The sequence below is a fragment of the Alsobacter sp. genome (assembly GCF_059501845.1).
This window is the reverse complement of sequence record NZ_JCACDK010000018.1, coordinates 1,398,303-1,420,009: the sequence shown is the minus strand read 5'-3', so window position 1 is coordinate 1,420,009 and position 21,707 is coordinate 1,398,303. Positions and strand designations below refer to the sequence as shown.

Here is a 21,707-nt window from a genome sequence, read left to right as displayed (position 1 = left end):
AGACTATCCATTTGGAGCCGCGCTCGCCACGCGCCACACGCGGGCTCTCGTCAGCTCGTGAGCGCTCATAGCGGCTGACAAGCGCTAACGGGCTTGCAGGCATCCCCTCATCTACGACGACGGGACGCGACCTTTCACCCGTCGCCGGAGAGCACTGACATGATCGGAACCCCGACGCCGACGCGGCGCACCGTCCTAGGCGGGTTGGCTTGGGCAGGAGCGGCGGGCCTTCTGCCCGCCAACGCCTGGGCGTCCACACCGGACGCGATCCGGCCTTTCAGGGCCCACGTTCCCGACGAGGACATCGCCGATCTCAAGCGTCGCCTCACCCATGCGCGCTGGCCCTTGCGGGAGACCGCGCCCGGCGACGCGCAGGGCGTGCCGCTCGCGAAGCTTCGATCCCTAGTCGACTACTGGGCCGGCGGCTACGACTGGCGCAAGGTCGAGGCCAAACTGAACGCGCTACCGATGTTCGTCACGACCATCGACGGGCTCGACATCCACTTCCTCCACGTCCGCTCGCCGCATGCGAACGCCCTCCCCATGGTCATGACGCATGGATGGCCGGGGTCCGTGCTCGAACTCCTGAAGGTCATCGATCCGCTGACGAACCCGACGGCGCACGGCGCCACCGCGGCCGATGCCTTCCACCTCGTCATCCCCTCCATCCCCGGCTTCGGCTTTTCGGGCAAGCCAACGGTCCCCGGCTGGGGCTCCGATCGGATCGGCCGGGCCTGGTCCGTGCTGATGAAACGGCTCGGCCATGACCGCTTCGTCTCGCAGGGCGGCGATTGCGGCTCTGTGATCTCCCACCGCATGGCGCTGCAGAAGGTGCCGGGCTTGGCGGGCATCCACGTCAACATGCCCGGCACCGTGCCCGCAGAGATCGCTGCGATCCTGGCGGCGGGAGGCCCGGCTCCATCCGGCCTGTCGGAGGCCGAGCGCGCCGCCTTCGACGCGCTGGCGACGTTCTATCGGGACAGCTCCGGCTACGCCCAGATGATGGTCACGCGCCCACAGACCATCGGCTACTCCCTCGTAGACTCGCCCGTCGGGCTCGCCGCGTGGATCTATGACAAGTTTGCCACTTGGACTTACAGCGGCGGCGCTCCCGAGCGCGTGCTCACCCGGGACGAGATGCTCGACGACATCTCGCTCTACTGGTTCACCGCCAGCGGCACCTCGGCAGCCCAGATCTACTGGGAGGATCACTCCAACAACTTCAACGCGGTGAACATTGCCGGCACCCCGGTCGCCGTGTCGGTCTTCCCCGGCGAGATCTACCGTGCCCCGCGGAGCTGGGCCGAGCGCTCCTACAAGGACCTCGTCTACTTCAACGAGGTCGACAATGGCGGCCACTTCGCCGCGTGGGAGCAGCCCGATCTGTTCTCACGCGAGGTCCGCGCCGCCTTCCGCTCCCTTCGCTGACCATCGACCAGGAGACCCACCCATGACATCGGACGCCAAGGTGCTCTACACCGGCCAGGTGCACACGACCGGCGGGCGCGACAAGGGCGCAGCCCGCAGCTCGGATGGCAGGCTCGACATCGCGCTCTCCGTGCCGGGCGGGCCAGGGTCGGGGACCAATCCCGAGCAGCTCTTCGCGGCGGGGTGGTCCGCGTGCTTCGAGGGCGCCATCGCCATCGCGGCCCACCGGATGAAGGTCACGCCCCCCGCCGATCTCGCCATCGACGCCGAGGTCAGCCTGAACCAGGGGAGCGAGGGGTACTTCCTGTCTGCACGGCTCAACGTCGCATTGCCGGGGATGGACCGCACGACTGCGCAGGCGCTTGTCGACGCCGCGCACCAGACCTGCCCGTACTCGAAGGCGACCCGGGGCAACATCGATGTCGCAATCGTCCTGGTCGATCCCCGCCCGGCCGGGCCTTGAGGTCGCGCCGCCCCCCTCCGGAGAGATGGCCATGAGGATTCGCCCAACGCTCGCCGGGGTTGCGGCCATCGCCGCCGGCGTGACGCTTTCGGCCACGAGCCCGGCCGGGACGCCGTCAGCAGGCAAGGAAGCTCCCGTCTACGGCGTCACCCTGCCCGACGGATTTCGCCGCTGGGAGCTCATCGCACCGGCGCGCGAAACGGAACCGCTCGATGAACTGCGGGCCGTCGTCGGCAACGACATCGCGGTAAGCGCTTTCGCGTCCGGCGCCCTGCCGTTTCCGAACGGAACGATCCTGGTGAAGCTCGCCTGGAAACACGTGCCGTCGCGCGACTTCGAACCGGCCTTCGTTCCCGGCGCCGCCACGACGATCCAGGTGATGGTCAAGGACAGCCGACGCTATGCCTCATCCGGCGGCTGGGGTTTCGGCCGGTTCCGGAACGGCGAGCCTGCCGACGAAGCCGAGCACCAGACCTGCTTCGCCTGCCACGAAGCCTCCGTGAAGGACCGGGACTACGTCTTCACCCGGTGGGCGCCGTAACCCCCGCACCCTGCAACAACGGCCGTGATGCGCGTGACCAGCGGTCGCCGACACGACACCCCCATGGAGCCTGTCATGATCCGATCGACGATCCTGTCCTCCCTGCTCGCCCTGGGGGCCTCAGCAACGGTCCATCCGGCCTCGGCCGCTCCGATCCGCAACGTCGTGATCGTCCACGGCGCCTTCGCCGACGGCTCGGGCTGGCGCAAGGTCTCCGACGTCCTGAGGGCCAAGGGCCTGCATGTCAGCATCGTGCAACAGCCGCTGACCTCGCTCGACGACGACGTCTCCGCGACACGCCGGATCCTCGCCCTGCAGGACGGTCCCACCATCCTCGTCGGGCACAGCTACGGCGGCATGGTGGTCACCGCCGCGGGCGACGATCCGAAGGTGACGGGCCTCGTCTACATTGCGGCGTTCCAGCCCGACCGGGGCGAGAGCCTTGCGAAGCTTGCCGACAGCAAGCCCGTGACTGGAGCGAAGCCCGATGCGATCCAGGCGACGAACGATGGTTTCCTCTATCTCGCCCCGCCCGAGTTCTCCGCCGCCTTCGCCGCGGACCTGCCCAAGGCCGAGGCGGCCTTCATGGCGCAATCGCAAGTGTTCGCCGCGAAGGCCGCCTTCACGCAGGAGGCCGGCGAACCGGCCTGGAAGACGAAGCCGAGCTGGGCCCTCGTGGCGACCCAGGACCGGTCGATCAATCCCGACCTGGAGCGCGAGATGGCCAGGCGCGCCGGCAGCACCGTCCGCGAGGTGAAGGCCAGCCACGCCGTCTATCTGTCCCGCCCTGCCGACGTGGCGGCTCTGATCGTCGAAGCTGCGGCCCAGGCGCCTTCGCGATGATCGCCGCTTCCTCCTTCCTCGCCGTGGCGTTCCTGGCCGGCGCGCTCACCATCGCGAGCCCCTGCATCCTGCCGGTCGTGCCGTTCGTGTTCGGTCGGCAGGGCCAGCCATTCTTGCGCGGAACATTGCCGCTCCTCGCCGGGCTTGTGGCGGCGTTCGCGTCGGTCGTGGCGCTCGCGGCTGCGGGTGCTGCCTGGGCGGCACAGGCCCATGAGCTCGGTCGTGCCGTGGGGCTCGCGGTACTGACCATCATCGCCGCCTCGCTCCTATCGGACCGCCTCGCCGGCCTGACTGGGCGCCCCTTTACGGACCTGGGCGCCCGCGTTTCGGGACGCGCGGGGACCGGGATCGCAGCTTCCATCGTGACCGGCGTGGCCGTCGGCCTGCTCTGGGTGCCGTGTGCCGGCCCGGTGCTGGCGCTCGTCCTTGCCGGCGGCGCCGCATCGGGTTCGCCCCTGGCGACGGTGGTGGCAGCAGCGGCCTATGCCGCGGGCGCGGCCACGTCGCTGGCCGTTGTCGTGTCGGTCGGCCGACGACTGGCCGCCGCGCTCCGCGCGTCTTCCGCCGTGGCGCACCGACTGAGGCAGGTGGCCGGCGTGGCCGCCTTGGCAGCAGTCCTTGCCATCGCATCCGGCTTCGATGCCACCGTCCTCGCGCAGCTCCCGGCGCCGGCTCCCTCAGGGATCGAGAACGCTCTGCTGCAGAGGCTCCCAGCCAATGCCAGGGAGGTCGCCATGCCTGCGTCAAGCCAGGTCTTTCGCAGCTCGCTGCCCGTCCTCGGCGACCTGCCCTCGTTCGCCGGCGCCGCCGACTGGCTGAACGGCCCTCCCCTGACGGCCGAGGCGCTGCGCGGCAAGGTGGTTCTCGTCCAGTTCTGGACCTACTCCTGCATCAATTGCATCCGCACGCTGCCCTTCGTCAGGGCCTGGGCGCAGTCCTACGCCGCCGAGGGCCTGGTCGTGATCGGGGTGCACACGCCCGAGTTCGCCTTCGAGCACGATGAGAACAACGTCCGGCGTGCACTCGCCCGCTTCGGGCTGACCTATCCAGTTGCCATCGACAATGGCTTCAAAGTCTGGCGCGCCTTCGGCAACGAGTCGTGGCCGGGCTTTGCCCTGGCCGACGCGCAGGGACGGATCCGCTACCGCACGGCCGGAGAGGGACAGGAGTCCCGCACGGAGCAGGCGATCCGGGACTTGCTGACCGAGGCGGGCGCGGCCCGCGAACCGGTCGCCACGCCGGCTGCGCCGCCGGCGCCGGGCGAACAGGCCGCCGCGGATTGGGATCACCTGCGCTCGGACGAAACCTATCTCGGCTATGCCCAGGCCACCCGCTTCGCCTCGCGGGAGACGGTCGCCGCCGACCGCCCGCAGGTCTATTCGTTCGCAGACCTGCCCGCCAACCGGTGGGGCCTGTCCGGCACCTGGACCATTGCCTCGGACCGGGCCATCGCGGCAGCAGCAGACGGCCGCGTCGCCTATCGCTTCAACGCTCGCGATCTCCATCTCGTCCTCGGCGCCGGCCAGTCCGGACATCCGATCCGCTTCCAGGTGACAGTGGACGGCCATGCGCCGGGACCGGACCACGGCTCCGACATCGACACGGAGGGCTTCGGAATCGTGACGGAGACACGGCTCTACCAGCTCGTGCGGCAGGCCGACGGACCCCGGGCCCGTACGGTCGAGATCCGCTTCCTCGATCCCGGCGTGGAGGCATACGCCTTCACCTTCGGCTGAGGAGATCGCGCCATGCCGTTCCTCCCTGTCCTGCGCCTGCTTGTGCTTCTGGCGGCCGGCTTCGCCGTCGGCGCTGCTCCCTGTGCTTGGGACACCCCTGCCGCACCTGCGCAAACGTCCGGTCCGACGCTTACTTCCGACCCACCCGTGCCGCTCTCACCCCCGGAGATCCGCCATGACATTCGACCCCATTGATCCCTCACGCCGCACCCTCATCGCCGGCGCTGCCCTGGCGCTCGCCACGGCTCCATTCGTTACGCGCAAGGCTCACGCCCAGGCCGCCGACCCAAAAACGTTCGGCCCGATCCGGCAAGTGCAGGCCGGCGTGCTCGACGTCGGCTATGTCGAGCTCGGACCGGTCGACGGCCCGCCCGTGCTGCTACTGCACGGCTGGCCCTACGACATTCACAGCTACGCCGAGGTGGCCCCCATCCTTGCCGCCGCAGGCCACCGCGTGCTCGTGCCGCACCTGCGCGGCTACGGCACGACGCGCTTCCTCTCGTCCGAGGCGATGCGCAATGGCCAGCAGGCGGCGCTCGCCCTCGACATCCTGGCCTTCATGGACGCGCTGAGGATCCCAACGGCCGTCGTCGCCGGCTACGACTGGGGCGCCCGCACAGCCGACATCCTCGCCGCCCTCTGGCCCGAGCGCTGCAAGGGGCTCGTGTCGGTGAGCGGCTACTTGATCGGCAGCCAGGAGGCGAACCGGGCGCCGCTGCCGCCCAAGGCCGAGTTGCAGTGGTGGTACCAGTACTACTTCGCGACGGAGCGCGGCGAAGCCGGCTACGCCAAGTACACCAAGGACTTCGCCCGCCTGATCTGGGAGCTCGCCTCGCCACAGTGGCGGTTCGACGAGGCGACCTTCGCCCGCTCGGCGACGTCACTGGAAAACCCGGACCACGTGGCGGTCTCCATCCACAACTACCGCTGGCGGCTCGGCCTGGCGCCGGGAGAAGCCCGCTACGATGAGATCGAGCGCAGGCTCGCAAGCTTCCCCGCCATCGGCGTGCCGACGATCACGATGGAGGGCGATGCGAACGGGGCGCCCCACCCCGATCCGGCCGCCTATGCCAAGCGCTTCACCGGACGTTACGAGCACCGCCTCGTGAGCGGCGGCATCGGCCACAACCTGCCGCAGGAGGCGCCCCGGGACTTCGCCCGCGCGGTTCTCGACGTGGCCAAGGCCTGATCCGCCGGCCCCACAGCCTCTCGTCAACTCCTCTCGACCAACGCCGGGCGCTCCGGCGAACGGAGACCTGCAACCATGACCTACACCTCAAGCGACGAGCGCCCCGTGGCCCTTGTCTTCGGCGGCTCCCGCGGCATCGGCGCCGCCATCGCCATGCGCCTGGCCAAGGATGGCTACCGCGTCGCCCTCACCTTCGTCTCCAGGCCCGAGAAAGCCGAGGAAGTCGCCGCGGCCATCCGCGAGCAGGGCGGGACCGCGATGACGCTCCAGGCCGACAGTGCCGACCCCATGGCGATCAAGGCCGCCGTGACGGCGGTCACCGAAGCCTTCGGCCCGCTCGACGTCGCGGTCGTCAACGCGGGCGTCCTGCGCCTCGCGGCCCTGAAGGACCTTCAGCTGGCGGACCTCGACATCATGTTGTCCGTCAACATCCGCGGCGTGGTGCTCGCCCTGCAGGCCTCTTCCGCGGCGATGCGCGATGGCGGCCGGCTGATCACCATCGGCAGCAACTCGGCCATCCGCACGGGAACGGCCATCGGGGCGACCTACGCCATGACGAAAGCCGCGGTCGCCGCGCTCGTCCGGGGCGTCGCGCTAGACCTCGCGCCAAGGCGCATCACCGTGAACAATGTCCAGCCAGGCCCGACGGAGTCCGACATGACCTCCGACATGATCCCTCAACTGCGCGAGATGATCCCGTTGCGCCGGCTCAACCAGCCATCGGACGTTGCCGGGCTGGTGTCATACCTGGCCGGGCCCGAGGCCGGCACCGTCACCGGAGCCAGCCTGACGATGGATGGCGGCTTCGTGCTCTGACGGCCGCTTCCGCGACAGACCGCGAACGCCAGAAGACGGTGAGCGGGTCAAACGCCGCGCGTCCACCCCGTCGACCCGACGATACGGCCGGAGACGCCGCCTTGCCGACACGGTGCGGCGGTCGAGCCAAACGAGCATCCTTTCGTCTCATTGCGTGCGGAGGTCCCGGAGATGAGTTCCATTGCCTTAGCCGATTTCGGCTGGTCGACGCCGGACGGCAGAGTTCTTTTTTCTGGCCTTACCCTGACCTTCGGTCTCGAATGTGTGGGCCTGGTCGGGCGCAATGGCGTGGGCAAGTCCACGCTCCTGAAGATCATCCGGGGCCAGATCGCGCCGACATCCGGGCGGGTTTCCGTCCAGGGTAAGGTGAGTTCACTGCAACAGATCGTCCAGATCGGGCCGGAGGATACGATCGCGGACCTGTTCGGTGTCGCGCCGAGCCTCGCCCTGCTGCGCATGGCCGAGGCCGGGGACGCGAGCGGCGATGAACTCGCAGACGCGGATTGGACGCTCGAGGCGCGGCTCGCGGCCAGCCTGGAACGGATCGGCCTCCAGATCGGACCAGACGTCCGTCTATCCGCCCTGTCCGGCGGACAGCGGACCCGGGCTGCACTGGCCGCTGCGATTTTCGATGATCCAGAGATCCTGCTCCTCGACGAGCCCACAAACAATCTCGACAGGGCTGGCCGCGACGCGGTGCTCGCATTGCTGAGGGACTGGCGAGGAGGCGCTGTCGTTGTGAGTCACGACCGCGAGTTGCTGGAGGACATGGATGCGATCGTCGAGCTGACGTCGCTCGGGGCGTCGCGCTACAGCGGAGGCTGGTCGGCTTACCGCGCCCGGAAGGACATCGAGCTGGAGGCAGCCGCGCACGAGCTGGAGAGTGCGGAGAGAGCCGCGGCGACCGCCCGGCGACGGGACCAGGAGAAGGCGGAGAGGAGGGACCGGCGGGACTCGGCCGGGGCGAGACAGGCGAAAGGAGGCGGGATACCCCGCATCCTGCTCGGCGCCCGCAAGAACCAGGCCGAGGTGTCGGGCGGAGTGCAGGCAAAGAGCGCCGAAAGGCGGCAGGTGGAACTCGACGCTGCCGCCGCCCGGGCGCGAGGGCAGGTCGAAATCCTGCAACCCTTCGTGGTGAGCCTTCCCCCGAGCGGACTGGCGTCCGGCCGGACGGTGTTGCGGCTCGACGACGTGGCTGCAGGCTACGATCCCGAGCGGCCCCTGATCGACGGCCTGTCGTTCGCGATGACAGGGCCGGAGCGGATCGCCATTCTCGGCCCCAACGGATCGGGCAAGTCGACGCTGCTCAAAGTCATCGTCGGGGATCTCGCTCCTCTCCGCGGTCGGGTGATGCTGTCGGTTCCGGCTGCCACTCTGAACCAGCGCGTGGACCTTCTGGATCCGGCGACGACCATTCGGGACAACTTCCTGCGCCTGAACCCGGGCGCGACGGAGAATGCCTGCCGTGCCGCGCTCGCGACGTTCCAGTTCCGCGCGGATGCTGCCCTGATGAACGTCGGCACGCTGAGCGGAGGTCAAATGCTTGGCGCAGGCCTCGCCTGTGTTCTCGGCGGACCCAAACCGCCTCAACTCCTCGTGCTGGACGAACCGACCAACCACCTCGACCTCGAGGCTATCCGGGCGGTCGAGGCTGGCCTGGCCGCATACGACGGCGCGCTCCTGGTCGTCAGCCATGACCAGACTTTTCTTGCAGCCCTGGGCATACAGCAGACTATCTCCTTGGATCGTATGTCTCGATAGGACCTTCCGACGGGTTCTGCTGCCTGTCGTACTTCTCACCGAAGAGCGGACTCTGCGAACGTCCCTCTTGGGTCGCCCGCAGCTATCACCTTTGCCCCGGATCGCACGGGGCGCAAGCAACGATCTCGCAAGGTCGAACAGTCCGCTACCCTAGATCGAATACGCCTAGTTCAATCGCCGGAGTGCAGGGCTAACTTGCCAGCAAGCTACTAGGCTATACAGGTTTGATCGGCCGATTTTTAGCGCACATCTGTTGACCATTATCTCTGAATCAGAGTCGAGCGCCCTGGCTAAAATGCCTGCCTTGAGCCAGGTTCTACCAGCGAGTGTACCAGTTCGTCGCGCCTGTCCCGTCCCGTTCCGCGCCAAGTCGCTGGATCCATAAGGGAAACGGGTAATTGGCGGAGGGTCTCCTCTTCCTCGAGCTTTCCGTTTGGCGCCGCTGATCGAGCGTCCTGTGTCGAACTCTGCGTTTGACCCGTGACGCCGTGTCAACGGTCGTCCGTTGTCAGGACGGTATCGGCCGTATCCACGACGAAATCCGCCAGCAGCCGTGCGCGCTCCGTCCGGCTGGCGTTGCGGCTCACGCCGTGACGGTCGCCGGGGTTTTCCGAGAAGCTTTCGCCGGCGCGGAAGGTCTCGACGGGCCCGCCATTCACCTGGCTCTGGATCGCGCCTTCCAAAACCGTGGCGTAGATGAAGGCGGTCTTCGGGTGTGTGTGGGCGGGCGAGGAGCCGCGGGGCGCGTACTCCACCAGCACACCGCGCATGCTCTTGCCGGGGACGTTGGGCAGCGGGTGGTCGTAGACGAGCTTGACGGAGCCGAGCTGCGGCTCGGTGGCCAGCGCTCCGCTCGTCACGGCAACAGCGAGGATGGCGGCTGCGAAAAGGGTCCTGAACATTGGTTTCTCTCCAAAGGGGGGCGTTGTGAATGAAGGGTGGGATCGCCGACCGAAGGGGGCGGCGGCCGGCGATCCCGGCGCGCGCAGAGGGGATGCGCGCGCCCTACGAGGCGATGAACGCGAGGAGTTCGCGGTTCACCGTGTCGGCGTGCGTGGTGCACATGCCGTGCGGCAGGTCCTCGTAGGTCTTGAGCTCGGCGCGTTTCAGCAGCTTCGCCGAGAGCGGGCCGGAACGGGCGTAGGGGACGATCTGGTCGTCCTTGCTGTGGATGACCAGCGCACGGACATCGATCTCGGCCAGGTCCTCGGTGAAGTCCGTCTCCGAGAAAGCCTTGATTCCCTCGTAGTGGGCCTTGGCGCTGCCCATCATTCCCTGCCGCCACCAGTTCTGGATGACGCCTTGGATCGGCTTCGCGCCCGGCCGGTTGAAGCCGTAAAAGGGCCCCGACGGAAAGTCGACGTAGAACTGGGCACGATTGTCCGCGAGCGACTTGCGGAGCCCGTCCAGGACCTCCAGCGGGATCCCTCCGGGGTTGTCGGGAGTGCGCACCATGATGGGAGGTACGGCACCGATGAGGACGAGGCCGGCGGCACGTCCGCGACCATGACGGGCGACGTAGCGCGCCGCCTCACCACCTCCGGTGGAGTGCCCGATATGCACGGCGCCTCGCAGGTCGAGATGCTCCACAACCGCGGCGACGTCGGCCACGTAGTGGTCCATGTCGTGCCCGTCGCTGACCTGGGCGGAGCGCCCATGACCGCGCCGGTCGTGGGCGACCACGCGAAACCCCTTGGACAGGAAGAAGAGCATCTGTGCGTCCCAGTCGTCGCCGCTGAGCGGCCAGCCGTGGTGGAAGACGAGCGGCCGGGCGTCCTTCGGGCCCCAGTCCTTGAAGAAAATTTCGGTGCCGTCGCGCGTGGTGATCGTGGTCATGGCTCAGACCTCCTGGTCGGCATGGCGAGGAACATTGTGGTGTGCGTCACGACAGGTTCGCCTTGTCGAGCCCGTATAGCTTGTCGGCGGATCCCGGCGGGGATTGGAAGGCGACGCCCGAGCGGTTCCAGGCGTTGATCGCCATGACGGCGAAGGTCAGGTCGGCCAGCTCCTTCTCGGAGAACTGGCCTCGGGCTTGCGCATAGGTTTCGTCGGAGACACCGTGCGGCGGCAGGCGTGTCAGGACCTCGGTCCAGGCCAGCGCTGCTTTCTCCCGGTCGGAGAACAGCGGGGACTCGTGCCAGACGGCGACGTGATGGAGCCGCAGTTCCTTCTCGCCGTGAATCTTCGCTTCCTTGACGTGCATGTCGAGGCAGAAGGCGCAGCCATTGAGCTGCGAGGCCCGGATCTCGACGAGGTGTACCAGGGTCGGGTCCACGGCCTTTTTTACAGCCATCGAGAGGTCGGAAAGCTTCTTGAAGAGCTCCGGCGATTGCTGGGCCTGGTTCAGGCGGGATTTCATCGTGATGGTCCTTTGCGATTGGGGGATCGTTTTGTGCCCGAGGGATCAGCGGCGCTGCGAAGTGGTGCGGAACCAGTCCTCGAAGCCGAGCCGTCCGAGGCGGGCGCCGGGTCCGGGGACGAGCGAGCCGTCGTCGAGAACGGCGCCGAAATAGCGGGCCTTGGGATCGGCGATGACCTCACGCCGGTCGTTGGAGCGCTTCAGCCAGGTGGCGACGAGATCGCTCATGCGGATGGCCTGTGGCCCGCCAATCTCGACCACGCCGTTGGCCGGGGCCGAAAGGGCGATGTCGGCCACGGCGTCGGCCACGTCCTCGGACGAGATCGGCTGGAACAGCGCCGACGAAACCGTCACCGAATTGCCCAGGGTCCCCGACTGCGCAATGCCGGGCAGGAACTCCAGAAACTGCGTGGAGTGGATGATGGTGTAGGGAACGCCGGAGGCCCTGATCAGCCGCTCCTGCGCCATCTTGGCGCGCATGTAGCCGCTTTCTGGCAGCCGCTCGGCCCCCACGATCGAGAGCGCGACATGGTGCTTCACGCCGGCGGACTTCGCCGCCCCGAGCAGGTTGCGTCCCGCCGTCTCGAAGAACTGAAGGACCGCCTTGTCCTCAAACGACGGCGAGTTGGCGAGGTCGACGACGACGGCAACGCTTGCGAGTGCCTCGGCTACGCCTTCGCCGGTGAAGGTGTTGACCCCCGAGTTCGGCGAGGCAGCGATCACATCATGGCCCTTCCGGCGCAGCCTCTCGACGACCTTCGAGCCGATGAGGCCGGTGCCGCCGATGATTACGATCTTCATGGTGGTCTCCTGTTGGATTGCGGTGCGACGGGGTGCGGGACCGCAGCGATGCGAGCCTCGCGAGAATGGGCTGGAGCAGGCGCCGGAGATGCCGGCAGACATCATCATCCTTGGGCTCCGGCGCTGGCGCGGGCTTGCGGAAGTCCTGTGCGGGCTCAGCGTCGTGACCAGCCTCGCGCAGGCGCCGGCACGTCTCGTCCCTAGCCTGCGCCGTTGGCCCGATGACGACGATCCTCACAGCCTTGCTCCGGACTGGAGGGCGGGCGCTACCGGGCGGCCGTTTTGGCCGCTGCGGCTTCCTCGATGAGGGTGGCGACGGCGTGGGGGTGTGAGACCATCACCGCGTGGGAGCCGCCGTCGACCACGACCGTTTTCACGGAGCGCGCGCGCTCGGCCATGAACTTCATGACGGCCGCGGGGATGTTTCGGTCGGCAGAGCCATAGATCGCGTAGGAGGGAATGCTCTTCCACGACGCCTGGCCCGAAGTTTCAGCGAGAGCGCCTTCCGCGATCGGACGCTGGGTGGCAGCCATAAGGGCGGCCTCGCCGGCCGGCACGTCGGCGGCGAATTGGGCGTGGAACGTCTCGGGCCTAACGAAGAGGTCATGCGAGCCGTCGCGCAGCGTCACGGTCTGGAGAGCGGCGCCGAGCGTGCTGCCCGGGTAGAGCTGCGACAGCGAGGCGCTCGATTCACCCGTCTCCGGCGCGAAGGCCGCGACGTAGACAAGCGCCTTCACCTTGTCGGTCCGGTTCGCGACCTCCGTGATCACGGCACCGCCGTAGGAGTGGCCGACGAGGATCACCGGACCTTTCACCGAGGCAACGACCGATGCCACCCAAGCGGCGTCGCTCGACACGCTGCGCAGAGGGTTGGCGGCGGCGATGGTCGGCAAACCCTTCTTCTCGAGATCGCGGATGACGCCATTCCAGCTCGCAGACTCAGCAAAGGCGCCATGCACGAGCACGATGGTAGGCTTGCCTTGTGCGAGGTTGTCTCGTGCGAGGTTGTCTTGGGCGAGGTTGTCCTGGGCTGCAACTTGCGTCGCCAGCAGAACGGTGGCCGTCAGCATGAGGGAGTGAAGGATGCGCATGAACGGCTCCGGTCGTTGTCGTGTTCGATCACCGGATGATGCGCGGCGGGGCCGACCCGAACCATCGAACGTGGGAGCAGGTCCATCAGTGCGGAAGTATAGGTAGGTTCAGCCTTGCCTTCCCTTATCCTTGCCCACAATCCTCAGGCTGCGCGCCTTCATGCGTCTTCCCTCTCCGGCAGCGTTTCCCAAACCCGCACAAGGTCGCCAATCGAGTGCAGTTCCATCTTGCGCATGACGTTGCCTCGATGAAGCTTCACGGTGATCTCGCTGATACCGAGGTCGAAGGCGATCTGCTTGTTGAGGCGGCCCGCGGCAACGTGGCGGAAGACTTCGCGCTCGCGCGGTGACAGCAGCGCCAAGCGGCGCAGCGTCACGTTGAGCTTCGACGTGCGGGCACGCTCGGCAATATCGCGCTCAATTCCGGTGACGATGGCGTCGAGCAAGGTCTGATCGCGGAACGGCTTTGTCAGGAAGTCGATGGCGCCGGCCTTCATCGCCTGTACGGACATCGGAATGTCGCCGTGGCCGGTCAAGAAAATGAAGGGCCGAGTCTCTCCGCGTTCGGCCAGCTTGCGCTGAAGCTCGAGCCCGCTGAGGCCCGGCATTCGGACGTCGACGACGAAGCAGCCTGGGCGGTCGGGAAGTGCAGCCTCCATCAGCGACCGCGTCGATGTGAAGCCGATCGCTTCGAGCCCGGCGGAAGCGAGCAGCTCTCGCACGGCTTCACGCAGCGCATCGTCGTCGTCGACGATGACGATGAGGGGGCGGTCGTCCTTGGCGGGCTCGGATGTCCGGCGGGGAAGGTCGCGGTGGTGTCGGCTGGGTGCGCTCATCACGTGTCCTCCTGGCGCGTTACGGCGGCCTCGACGGCGGCGAGCAGGGTCGGCCCGTCGAAGGGTTTTCGAAACAGTGGCAGCTGCCGCGCCTGCGGTAGATCGGTGATCTCGTGGCGCCCGGTGACCAGAATGACCGGGAGAGCGGGCCGACGCGAGGCGACGATGCGCTGCAGCTCGAAGCCGTCCATGCCGGGCATGCCGATGTCGGTGATCAGGCAGTCCAGTGCCGGCAGGTCGGCGCGAGCGAGGAAGTCCGGGCCCGACGAGAAGAGCAGGGCCCGGTAGCCTGCCGACTCGAGGAGTTCCTGAAGGCTTTCGAGCAGGCGCCGGTCGTCGTCGACGACCGCGACGACGGTTGTGGGGAGCAGCATTTCAAGGATGTCCCGTTCGTCTGGAGAACCGGAGCGGGACCTGCAGCTTCTCGGCCATCCTCACCAGCTCGGGAAGGGAGGCGGCCTGCATCTTTTGCATGATCCGACTTCGGTGCATCTCGATGGTGACCTCGCTGACGCCCAGCTGCGCTGCGGCCTGCTTGTTGAGGAGGCCGCTGACCACGAGGGGGAGCACGTCGTGCTCTCGTGGTGTGAGCGTGGCAAAGCGCTGCTCCAGTGCCGCGCGCTCGCCACGCTCGGCACTGCGGGCGCGGTCTCGCGCGACAGCGTCACGGACGGCGGCGACAAGCGCCTCCTCGCGGACCGGCTTCGTCAGGAAATCCACCGCGCCGTGGCGCATGGCCCGCACGGTGGAGGGGATGTCGCCGTGCCCGGTGACGAACACGATCGGCGGGTTAGCATCGGCCTCCTGCCCGGCCTGGAACTCCAGCCCGTTGATGTCCGGCAGTTCGACATCGAGGATGAGGCAGGCCGGCAGGCCGGCCCGTGCATGGGCCACGTAGTCCGCGGCCGTTGCGAAGACCTCCACACGCCAACCCCACGCTTCCAGAAGCTCGCTAAGGGCGACCCGGACGCGCTCATCGTCGTCGACGAGATAGACGATCTCCTGTTCGATCTCCTGGCCGGCGCTCATGCCGCCTCGCCTGCCGCCAGGGGCAGCGTGAAGGCGACGACAGCGCCGCCGTCCTCGGCGTTGCCGACGGAGAGACGGCCGCCATGCGCCTCGACGATGGAGCGGCAGATCGCGAGTCCCATGCCCATCCCGCTCGGCTTGGTGGTGAAGAAGGGCTCGAAAGCCCGGTCGGCATGGACGAAACCGGGGCCGGCATCGGCGATCTCGACGCGCAGGTCGTCCGGCCCCTGGCGTCCGGTGTGGATCTTCAGGACACGTGTACGCGGGGTGTCGGCCATCGCCTCCATGCCGTTGCGCACGAGGTTCATGACCACCTGCTGGATCTGAACGCGGTCCAGCGGCGCACAGGGCAGGCCGGGCTCGAGCTCCAGGCGCACGCGCACGTCCTTGGCCCCAGCCTCCTCGGCCATGAGGCGCGTGACCTCGCTGACCAGGCGGTTGACGTCCTCCGCACCGCGCTCGCCGGGTGTCTGCCGGAACAGTGCACGGATCCGGCTGACGACGTCCGCGGCCGAATTGGCGTCGCGAGCGATGCGCTCCGCGGTGACCTTGGCCCGATCCACGTTGGGTGGTTCGCCCAAGAGCCAGCGCTGGCAAGCCTGGGCGTTGGCGACAATGGCGGCGAGCGGCTGGTTCACCTCATGCGCGATGGAGGCCGAGAGCTCCGCCATGCCGGCAGCCTGGCTGGCGCGCGCCAGGCTGTCCTGCGCCATGCGCAGCCTCTCGCGCGCTTCCACCTCTCCCTGGATGTCGAGGCAAATGACGTTCCACTGCACGATCTCGCCCGCCGCGTCGCGCATGGGCGCGGCTCGCGTCTCGACCCAGTGGAACTCGCCGTCGAAGCGACGCAGGCGGTGGCGGCAGGCGTAGGGCTCTCCTGTGACGAGCGAGTGGGCGTAGCGCTCCTTCACCATGTTGAGATCGTCCGGATGCACGCCGGAATCGAGCGTGGCGGCCAGCCGCGACTTGCCTGTGCCGTCAAGCTGCTCCAGCTCGTAGCCGAGGAAGGTGCGCAGCTGCTGGCTGCGGTAGACGGGTTCCCCGTCGGGCGACGCGCAGTCGACCATCGCCGGCAGTGTCTCGACGAGATGCCACAGGAAGCGTTCGCGCTCCTGCAGGCGCTCTTGCGCCATGATCAGGTCGTGGATGTCGACACTGACGCCGTACCAATGGCGGATCGTGCCACTCTCGTCCCGGAAGGGCTCTGCGCGGGTCTCGGTCCAGCGATGGGAGCCGTCGGCGCGGCTCTGGAGGTAGCGCATATTGTAAGGCTCGCCGGTGGAGAAGGCCTTCGCGGCGACGGCGATCGTCTCGGCGCGGTGCTCAGGGTGGATGAAGCGGACCGACAAGGACCCGTCCTCTTTGGTGATATCGGCAAGGCTGCAGCCCGTCACTTCGTTGAAGCGCCGGTTCACCGAGGACGGATGGCCGTCCGGCGTGGCGGTCCAGATCATCGCCGGCACGCTGTCGATGAGCTGGCGCAGCTCGCGCTCGCGCTCCACCAGCGCGGCCTCGGCCTTCTTCTGCTCCTCGATCTCGATGGTTGTTCCGTACCAGCCGGTGATGCGACCGTGCCGGTCGCGCAGGGGCAGGCCGGAATTGCGGAACCAGATGTAGACGCCATCGGCGCGGCGAATGCGGTGCTCGGTGTCGTAACGCTCGCCGGTGGCGAGGCAGTGCCGCCAGCGGGCGACGATGCGCTCGTAATCATCGGGGTGGACCACGCGCCGCCAGCCGAACTCATCGGATCCCTCCTCCGGCCCGAGGCTTTCCTTCGGCGCGCCGAGAAAGCGGATCGTGCTCGGGCTCACATAGGTGAAGTGCCCCTGCGGGTCCGCCGACCAGGCGTGCCCCGGCATGCTCTCGACGATGAGCTTGGCCTGCGCCGCCTCGACGTCCGGCACGGCCAGCGCCCCGGCTGCCGCGACCACGACGAGGCCGGTCGACAGCGTCAGCAACGCCGTCCAGGGCACCGATGCCACGCGCCCGCCTTGCGGCTCGACCGCGAGCGCCACAACGGCCACGGCCAGCAGGGCGACGACCGACGACGCCGCGAAGAGATAAACGGCGCGCCGGCGGGAGTATGCGGCCACCATGATCGCTGCCTCCTGGTGAGCGACGAAGCGCGCCGCGTGTGCCTGAAGCATTTTTAGGCCCGCGAGGCTCAGAAGGCACCCTATGGAAAACCATGCCGCCTCATCCTGGGCGGGTGGGCCAATCTGTCCTCTGGTACAGGCCGGCCTTGCCTCGCGCGTGATCGACCCCGCCGGCAGATCCGCCCTAGCCTCTCCCTGCCGCACCGAATGCGGCGATCAAAAGGAGACGACGATGAGCGTAGAGATGGCCAAACCGCCGGGACGCCCGGCAACCGAGGAGCTAGTTCCCTCGCGCTACGCCGTGCCGGTGGGCGACATCGAGGTGCTCGTGGTCAGCGACGGCGTGCTGCAGCTTCCGACCCAAATGCTCGGCCACAACGCCGAGGCCGCCGACCGCGAGGCGTGGCTCAAGGACATGTTCCTGCCGAAGGATGCTTTCGACTGGGCTCTCAACGCCGTGATGGTGAAAAGCGGCGCGCAGACCGTCCTTATCGACGCCGGCCTCGGGCTTGACCCCAAGCTGAACCTGCCGCGCGCCGGTCAGCTCGTGCGCCGGCTAGAATCCGCCGGTATCGATATCGCCGCGGTGACCGACGTGGTGCTCACCCACATGCATATGGACCATGTAGGAGGACTCCTCTTGGACGGCGTGAAAGAGCGCCTGCGCAAGGACCTTCGCATCCACGTGGCCGCCGCCGAGGTGAAGTTCTGGGAAAACCCCGACTTCAGCCAGGTCAGCATGCCCCCGGGCTTCCCGGATGCGCTGCGCGCCGCCGCCAAGGCATTCACGCAGCAGTACCGCGACCGGCTGCGCCTCTTCGACGACACGGCCGAGGTGGCGCCGGGCGTGACCGTGGAGCGCACGGGTGGCCACACTCCGGGCCACAGCGTCGTGCGCGTCGCCTCGGGCGGAGAGCAACTGATGTTCGCGGGTGACGCAGTGTTCACGGTCGGGTTCGAACACCCGGACTGGTACAATGGCTTTGAGCACGATCCCGCCGAGGCAGCGCGCGTGCGCCGGCGCCTCCTCGCGGAACTTGCGGACACCGGCTCGCAGCTCGTGGCCACGCACCTGCCCTTCCCCTCCGTCGGACGCGTTGCCCGCGACGGCGAGGCGTTCCGCTGGGTGCCGGCGTATTGGGACTACTGAGACATGCCCGGCGACGCCTCTGCCCTGCCGCTCATCCTCGCTGTCGTCCTCGGCCTTGCCGGGATCGTGGTGTGGCACCTGCAGGGCAGCGGGCGCCCCACGGCCCGTCTCGTGGTGCAGATCGTGTTCTTCGCCGCCATGAGCCTGACACTGTGGCAAGGTGGCGTGGCTCTCTATCGCCCCGCCGCCATAACAGCGGGCGACGGCCCCGCCGCCTTCCTCACGCCCACCGCGCTGGTGCTGTGGTGGACGCATTGTGCGTGGACGGTGATCGGCATCCTGCACATCTACATCCGCCTGACCCACAAGCCTCGCGAGGCCCACCTCATTCTCGACCTCGCGGTAGCCGTGATCTATGGCGGCGCGCTGCTCTCGATCCTTGGCTTTGTCTTCGGCCTGCCGGTCGCGACGCTGGTGACGACCTCGGGCGTGGTGGCCGTGATCCTCGGCCTAGCCCTGCAGAACACGCTCGGCGACGTCTTCTCCGGCATGGCGTTGACGCTCGGCAAGGCGTTTGTGCTGGGCGACTGGATCCAACTTGCCGACGGCACCGCCGGCCGCGTCATCGAGACCAACTGGCGCTCCACGAACCTCCTGAACGGCGACAACAACCTCGTGGTGCTGCCCAACAGCCTGCTGGCCAAGCAGTCCCTGACCAGCCTGAGCCGACCAGACGAAACTCACCAGGTCACCCTGTCGCTCCGCTTCGCCGCCGGCCAGCGCCCCCGCGACATCGAGGAAGCCATGCACGCCGTGCTGCGGGATTGCACCCGCATCGTCAGCGATCCGCCACCGGTCGTGGCACTGAAGGGCATGGATGCGCTCGCGATCGACCTTGAGCTCCTGTTTCGCGTGGCCAGCGTAACGATCCAGACGGCGGCCAGGAACGAGCTCATCGACTTGGTCGATGAGCACTGCATGGCGCGGGGACTGTCGTTCTCCATGCCTGGCGGGACTGTCCTTGTCACATCGCCCGCCAGGCGTTCTCATCGCTAACGGACGGCGCAAGGATGTGGAAGCTGTGGGGGTGCCCTTCGTTTCCAAGTCTGCCGCCGGGGACTAAGCTCCTTCGGGGATGCTATCGCGAGAACGTCTTCGCACGCGGTGGCAGCACGGCCACCTTCGATACGAAACCGATTGAGATGTTCAGTTGCGTTTACTTGCACAGAAGTCGGCTCGCGCAGACGGGGCGGAGCAACCCTGTATCGGTGCCGCCACGTGATCATGCCGGACGAGAACCCGGGAGTTCATGAAGGGTTGCGCAGGAACCGGCAACTGGCAAGCCCGTGTCGCGTGACGCGGCTAGGCGGTTGCAGATGTTGCTAGCTTGCTAGCAAGCTTACTGGCTTTCAGCGATGATCGCCTACAAGATTTGGCGCCAATCTGTTGACCATCTCCGTCGATCTCGACTTCTGCGCCCTTGCCAAAACGCTCGCGTCGAATTAATTTGTACCAGCGATTGTACCAGTTCGTCGCGCCTGTCCCGTCCCGCTCCGCGCCAAGTCGCTGGATTTCAATAGGGAAACGGGAAAATGGCGGAGGGTCTCCCCCTCTCCGCCATTAACCATCCAACCGTTTGATCTGCTTTCGTTTTACGAGGCCCGAGCGCGACTGGAGCGGCTGGATCAGCGGCGCGCGGCTCCTTGGGCCGGTGGTCCGGGGCCGGGTGAGGCGCTGGAATTCACGGTGAGACGCCTGCCTGTGACACATCCAGGCAGGCGGCCTCACGCCAGCAGCGATTTCAACCGAACCTGCGGCGAGGCGAGCGCGTCCGGGTCTGGCCGTGCGGAGCGGGCGATCAGCATTTCGGCGAGGCGCACCTCGCGGCCGATGAGGCCGTTGGGCCCGAAGGCGCTGGCCGCGACGAGGCGCCCATCGTGTGCGAGGTGAAAATTGAGGTCGACGCCGTCGGCCAGCGGGCGCGTCACGATGCGAGCGGCCTCGTCCGGCAGGCCGGCGACCTGGATGGTGAGGTCGTACTGGTCGGACCAGAACCACGGCACGACATCGTAGGTGACCTCCCGGCCAAGCATGGCTCTGGCGGCCGTGGCGCCCTGGTCCTGCGCATTGCGCCACGCCTCCAGCCGGATGCGGCGTCCTCCAAGGAGCAGGTGTGGAAACGAGCAGCAGTCGCCGGCCGCGAAGACGTGCGGATCCGACGTGCGGAGCGAGGCATTCACGGCGATGCCGTTGTCGATCGCGAGCCCCGCTTCCTCGGCGAGACCGGTTTCCGGAATGGCGCCGACGCCCGCGACGATCGCGTCGCAATCGATCTGCGTGCCGTCCGCCAGCGTGACGCACAACGAGCCGCCATCACGATTGACCGCCGTCAGTCCGGCGCCGCAGATGACGCGGACGCCCTCCGCCTCATGGCGGGCGGCCACCCTGCGGGCGATGCTCTCGGGGACGCCGCGGGTCAGCAGGCGCGGCCCTGCCTCGACGATGGTGACGGGGCAGCCCTTGGCACGTGCACTCGCCGCGATCTCGAGGCCGATGAAGCCGCCGCCCACCACGAGAAGGTGTCCGCCGCCCGCCAGCCGGCCGCGCAGAGCAAGCGCATCCCCGAAGCTCCTGAGGTAGAGCACGGCGTCCGCCGCGTCGCCCTTCACGGGGAGCCTGCGGGGACGGGCTCCCGTGCACAGGAGCAGCTGGGCGTAGGCAAGGCTGCCTCCGTCGGCGAGGCGGACCGTGCGAGCGGCCAGGTCGACAGCCATGGCGGCCGTGCCCCGGAGATGCGCGACGCCGTTCGCCGCGAACCAGCCCTCGCTTACGATGTGGACGCCGGGCTGCTCGTGCTGCGACAGCATGAACGCCTTGGAGAGCGGCGGCCGTTCGTAGGGGTGGAATGCCTCGCCGCCGACGAGGGTCACCGGGCCGCTCCACCCTTCGGCACGCAGGGTGACCGCGGCGCTCGTGCCGGCATGGCCGGCGCCGACGATCACGATCCCGGCGGACACGCGATCAGCTTCCCGCCATGAACAGGACGGAGCCGTTCTCGACCTTCACGGGATAGGTCTTCAGGTCGACGCAGACAGGGGCACCCTTGGCCTCGCCGGTGCGGTAGCTGAAGCGGCCATTGTGCTTGGGGCACTCGATGATGTCGTCCATCACCAGCCCGTCGGCGAGGTGGACCTTCTCGTGCGTGCAGAGGCCGTCGGTGACGAAGTACTCGTCTTCCGGGCTGCGGAACACGGCGTAGGTGCGCCCGCCATGGTCGAAGCGGATCACGTCCTCCAACTCCACGTCACCCTGCTTGCAGGCCTCGACCCATTCGCTCATCCGGTGTCTCCTCCCGTGTCACGCCGCGGTTTAGAGGCGCCAGACCTCGTGCCGCCGCGTCTCCTGCGGCGCACCATGCCATGCGCAGCATCTCGGGTGAACATGGAACGTATATTCCATTCCTGAAACAAGATGAACAAGACAGTTGATTCAAGAGCGTGACCTAGGCATAGTCGGAAAAGGCAAGGCCCCGACGGGTTCCGCCAGGTCGGAGAGACCCTCTCCGGGGAGAACAGGCGTTCCACTGATCCGGCATTGATGTCCGCCAATCCGGCGGAGATGCCGATGG

21 protein-coding genes are annotated in these 21,707 nt (G+C 67.7%); 10 read left to right on the top strand and 11 right to left on the bottom strand.

The features are described from left to right. Nucleotides 1-159 precede the first annotated feature (159 nt). From AC5JCN_RS21585 to AC5JCN_RS21550, 8 genes are all read left to right on the top strand, one after another. Nucleotides 160-1,428 carry an epoxide hydrolase family protein gene (locus AC5JCN_RS21585; RefSeq protein ID WP_495757149.1) on the top strand — a complete coding sequence of 423 codons (1,269 nt, stop codon included), beginning with the start codon at nucleotides 160-162 and terminating at the stop codon, nucleotides 1,426-1,428. Between the two features lie 22 nt (nucleotides 1,429-1,450). Continuing rightward, nucleotides 1,451-1,891: an organic hydroperoxide resistance protein gene (locus tag AC5JCN_RS21580; protein ID WP_495757148.1), complete on the top strand. Its 441-nt coding sequence runs from the start codon at nucleotides 1,451-1,453 to the stop codon at nucleotides 1,889-1,891. Between the two features lie 31 nt (nucleotides 1,892-1,922). After that, on the top strand, nucleotides 1,923-2,432 hold the full coding sequence (locus AC5JCN_RS21575) for a cytochrome P460 family protein (RefSeq protein WP_495757147.1): 510 nt from the start codon (nucleotides 1,923-1,925) through the stop codon (nucleotides 2,430-2,432). 75 nt (nucleotides 2,433-2,507) lie between these two features. Then, the gene (locus tag AC5JCN_RS21570; protein WP_495757146.1) at nucleotides 2,508-3,275 is read left to right on the top strand and encodes an alpha/beta fold hydrolase; all 768 of its coding nucleotides are present in this window, start codon (nucleotides 2,508-2,510) and stop codon (nucleotides 3,273-3,275) included. Then, entirely contained in the window at nucleotides 3,272-5,011 is a 1,740-nt protein-coding gene (locus AC5JCN_RS21565) for a cytochrome c biogenesis protein DipZ (protein WP_495757145.1), read from the top strand. Before AC5JCN_RS21570 ends, AC5JCN_RS21565 begins: the two co-directional genes overlap by 4 nt. Before the next feature lie 175 nt (nucleotides 5,012-5,186). Further along, entirely contained in the window at nucleotides 5,187-6,200 is a 1,014-nt protein-coding gene (locus tag AC5JCN_RS21560; protein WP_495757144.1) for an alpha/beta fold hydrolase, read from the top strand. A 75-nt stretch (nucleotides 6,201-6,275) separates the two neighbouring features. Then, nucleotides 6,276-7,016 carry an SDR family oxidoreductase gene (locus tag AC5JCN_RS21555; RefSeq protein ID WP_495757143.1) on the top strand — a complete coding sequence of 247 codons (741 nt, stop codon included), beginning with the start codon at nucleotides 6,276-6,278 and terminating at the stop codon, nucleotides 7,014-7,016. Nucleotides 7,017-7,187: 171 nt separating this feature from the next. Continuing rightward, on the top strand, nucleotides 7,188-8,777 hold the full coding sequence (locus AC5JCN_RS21550) for an ABC-F family ATP-binding cassette domain-containing protein (protein WP_495757142.1): 1,590 nt from the start codon (nucleotides 7,188-7,190) through the stop codon (nucleotides 8,775-8,777). Between the two features lie 491 nt (nucleotides 8,778-9,268). Here the strand turns inward: AC5JCN_RS21550 and AC5JCN_RS21545 are convergent, their stop codons facing one another. From AC5JCN_RS21545 to AC5JCN_RS21505, 9 genes are all read right to left on the bottom strand, one after another. Continuing rightward, a complete protein-coding gene (locus AC5JCN_RS21545) occupies nucleotides 9,269-9,679 on the bottom strand; it encodes a cupin domain-containing protein (protein WP_495757141.1) in 411 nt (136 codons plus the stop codon). A 103-nt stretch (nucleotides 9,680-9,782) separates the two neighbouring features. After that, entirely contained in the window at nucleotides 9,783-10,613 is an 831-nt protein-coding gene (locus AC5JCN_RS21540; RefSeq protein WP_495757140.1) for an alpha/beta fold hydrolase, read from the bottom strand. A 46-nt stretch (nucleotides 10,614-10,659) separates the two neighbouring features. Next, nucleotides 10,660-11,136: a carboxymuconolactone decarboxylase family protein gene (locus tag AC5JCN_RS21535; RefSeq protein ID WP_495757139.1), complete on the bottom strand. Its 477-nt coding sequence runs from the start codon at nucleotides 11,134-11,136 to the stop codon at nucleotides 10,660-10,662. Between the two features lie 45 nt (nucleotides 11,137-11,181). After that, nucleotides 11,182-11,937: an SDR family oxidoreductase gene (locus tag AC5JCN_RS21530; RefSeq protein ID WP_495757138.1), complete on the bottom strand. Its 756-nt coding sequence runs from the start codon at nucleotides 11,935-11,937 to the stop codon at nucleotides 11,182-11,184. Nucleotides 11,938-12,203: 266 nt separating this feature from the next. After that, nucleotides 12,204-13,028, bottom strand: a complete 825-nt coding sequence (locus tag AC5JCN_RS21525; RefSeq protein WP_495757137.1) for an alpha/beta fold hydrolase — start codon at nucleotides 13,026-13,028, stop codon at nucleotides 12,204-12,206. A gap of 158 nt (nucleotides 13,029-13,186) precedes the next feature. After that, entirely contained in the window at nucleotides 13,187-13,864 is a 678-nt protein-coding gene (locus AC5JCN_RS21520) for a response regulator transcription factor (protein WP_495757136.1), read from the bottom strand. Continuing rightward, complete coding sequence (locus AC5JCN_RS21515) at nucleotides 13,864-14,238, bottom strand: response regulator transcription factor (protein WP_495757135.1); 375 nt, start codon at nucleotides 14,236-14,238, stop codon at nucleotides 13,864-13,866. The genes AC5JCN_RS21520 and AC5JCN_RS21515 overlap by 1 nt, the downstream gene beginning before the upstream one ends. 1 nt (nucleotide 14,239) lies before the next feature. After that, a complete protein-coding gene (locus AC5JCN_RS21510; protein ID WP_495757134.1) occupies nucleotides 14,240-14,893 on the bottom strand; it encodes a response regulator transcription factor in 654 nt (217 codons plus the stop codon). Continuing rightward, on the bottom strand, nucleotides 14,890-17,040 hold the full coding sequence (locus tag AC5JCN_RS21505) for a PAS domain-containing protein (protein ID WP_495757133.1): 2,151 nt from the start codon (nucleotides 17,038-17,040) through the stop codon (nucleotides 14,890-14,892). The genes AC5JCN_RS21510 and AC5JCN_RS21505 overlap by 4 nt, the downstream gene beginning before the upstream one ends. Nucleotides 17,041-17,221: 181 nt before the next feature. Between AC5JCN_RS21505 and AC5JCN_RS21500 the strand changes: the two genes are divergently transcribed. Together AC5JCN_RS21500 and AC5JCN_RS21495 are read left to right on the top strand one after the other, a co-directional pair. Then, complete coding sequence (locus tag AC5JCN_RS21500; protein WP_495757132.1) at nucleotides 17,222-18,139, top strand: MBL fold metallo-hydrolase; 918 nt, start codon at nucleotides 17,222-17,224, stop codon at nucleotides 18,137-18,139. A 3-nt stretch (nucleotides 18,140-18,142) separates the two neighbouring features. After that, the gene (locus AC5JCN_RS21495; RefSeq protein ID WP_495757131.1) at nucleotides 18,143-19,135 is read left to right on the top strand and encodes a mechanosensitive ion channel family protein; all 993 of its coding nucleotides are present in this window, start codon (nucleotides 18,143-18,145) and stop codon (nucleotides 19,133-19,135) included. A 728-nt stretch (nucleotides 19,136-19,863) separates the two neighbouring features. On the opposite strand, the gene AC5JCN_RS21490 is transcribed toward AC5JCN_RS21495, so the two are convergent. Next, entirely contained in the window at nucleotides 19,864-21,096 is a 1,233-nt protein-coding gene (locus AC5JCN_RS21490; RefSeq protein WP_495757130.1) for an NAD(P)/FAD-dependent oxidoreductase, read from the bottom strand. A gap of 4 nt (nucleotides 21,097-21,100) precedes the next feature. Then, a complete protein-coding gene (locus AC5JCN_RS21485) occupies nucleotides 21,101-21,418 on the bottom strand; it encodes a MocE family 2Fe-2S type ferredoxin (RefSeq protein ID WP_495757129.1) in 318 nt (105 codons plus the stop codon). Nucleotides 21,419-21,707 lie beyond the last annotated feature (289 nt).

What these genes read in the sequence shown, in the direction of transcription:
- AC5JCN_RS21585 (WP_495757149.1), top strand. Translation starts at nt 160, where the DNA reads ATGATCGGAACCCCGACGCCGACGCGGCGCACCGTCCTAGGCGGGTTG.
- AC5JCN_RS21580 (WP_495757148.1), top strand. Translation starts at nt 1,451, where the DNA reads ATGACATCGGACGCCAAGGTGCTCTACACCGGCCAGGTGCACACGACC.
- AC5JCN_RS21575 (WP_495757147.1), top strand. Translation starts at nt 1,923, where the DNA reads ATGAGGATTCGCCCAACGCTCGCCGGGGTTGCGGCCATCGCCGCCGGC.
- AC5JCN_RS21570 (WP_495757146.1), top strand. Translation starts at nt 2,508, where the DNA reads ATGATCCGATCGACGATCCTGTCCTCCCTGCTCGCCCTGGGGGCCTCA.
- AC5JCN_RS21565 (WP_495757145.1), top strand. Translation starts at nt 3,272, where the DNA reads ATGATCGCCGCTTCCTCCTTCCTCGCCGTGGCGTTCCTGGCCGGCGCG.
- AC5JCN_RS21560 (WP_495757144.1), top strand. Translation starts at nt 5,187, where the DNA reads ATGACATTCGACCCCATTGATCCCTCACGCCGCACCCTCATCGCCGGC.
- AC5JCN_RS21555 (WP_495757143.1), top strand. Translation starts at nt 6,276, where the DNA reads ATGACCTACACCTCAAGCGACGAGCGCCCCGTGGCCCTTGTCTTCGGC.
- AC5JCN_RS21550 (WP_495757142.1), top strand. Translation starts at nt 7,188, where the DNA reads ATGAGTTCCATTGCCTTAGCCGATTTCGGCTGGTCGACGCCGGACGGC.
- AC5JCN_RS21545 (WP_495757141.1), bottom strand. Translation starts at nt 9,679, where the DNA reads ATGTTCAGGACCCTTTTCGCAGCCGCCATCCTCGCTGTTGCCGTGACG.
- AC5JCN_RS21540 (WP_495757140.1), bottom strand. Translation starts at nt 10,613, where the DNA reads ATGACCACGATCACCACGCGCGACGGCACCGAAATTTTCTTCAAGGAC.
- AC5JCN_RS21535 (WP_495757139.1), bottom strand. Translation starts at nt 11,136, where the DNA reads ATGAAATCCCGCCTGAACCAGGCCCAGCAATCGCCGGAGCTCTTCAAG.
- AC5JCN_RS21530 (WP_495757138.1), bottom strand. Translation starts at nt 11,937, where the DNA reads ATGAAGATCGTAATCATCGGCGGCACCGGCCTCATCGGCTCGAAGGTC.
- AC5JCN_RS21525 (WP_495757137.1), bottom strand. Translation starts at nt 13,028, where the DNA reads ATGCGCATCCTTCACTCCCTCATGCTGACGGCCACCGTTCTGCTGGCG.
- AC5JCN_RS21520 (WP_495757136.1), bottom strand. Translation starts at nt 13,864, where the DNA reads ATGAGCGCACCCAGCCGACACCACCGCGACCTTCCCCGCCGGACATCC.
- AC5JCN_RS21515 (WP_495757135.1), bottom strand. Translation starts at nt 14,238, where the DNA reads ATGCTGCTCCCCACAACCGTCGTCGCGGTCGTCGACGACGACCGGCGC.
- AC5JCN_RS21510 (WP_495757134.1), bottom strand. Translation starts at nt 14,893, where the DNA reads ATGAGCGCCGGCCAGGAGATCGAACAGGAGATCGTCTATCTCGTCGAC.
- AC5JCN_RS21505 (WP_495757133.1), bottom strand. Translation starts at nt 17,040, where the DNA reads ATGCTTCAGGCACACGCGGCGCGCTTCGTCGCTCACCAGGAGGCAGCG.
- AC5JCN_RS21500 (WP_495757132.1), top strand. Translation starts at nt 17,222, where the DNA reads ATGAGCGTAGAGATGGCCAAACCGCCGGGACGCCCGGCAACCGAGGAG.
- AC5JCN_RS21495 (WP_495757131.1), top strand. Translation starts at nt 18,143, where the DNA reads ATGCCCGGCGACGCCTCTGCCCTGCCGCTCATCCTCGCTGTCGTCCTC.
- AC5JCN_RS21485 (WP_495757129.1), bottom strand. Translation starts at nt 21,418, where the DNA reads ATGAGCGAATGGGTCGAGGCCTGCAAGCAGGGTGACGTGGAGTTGGAG.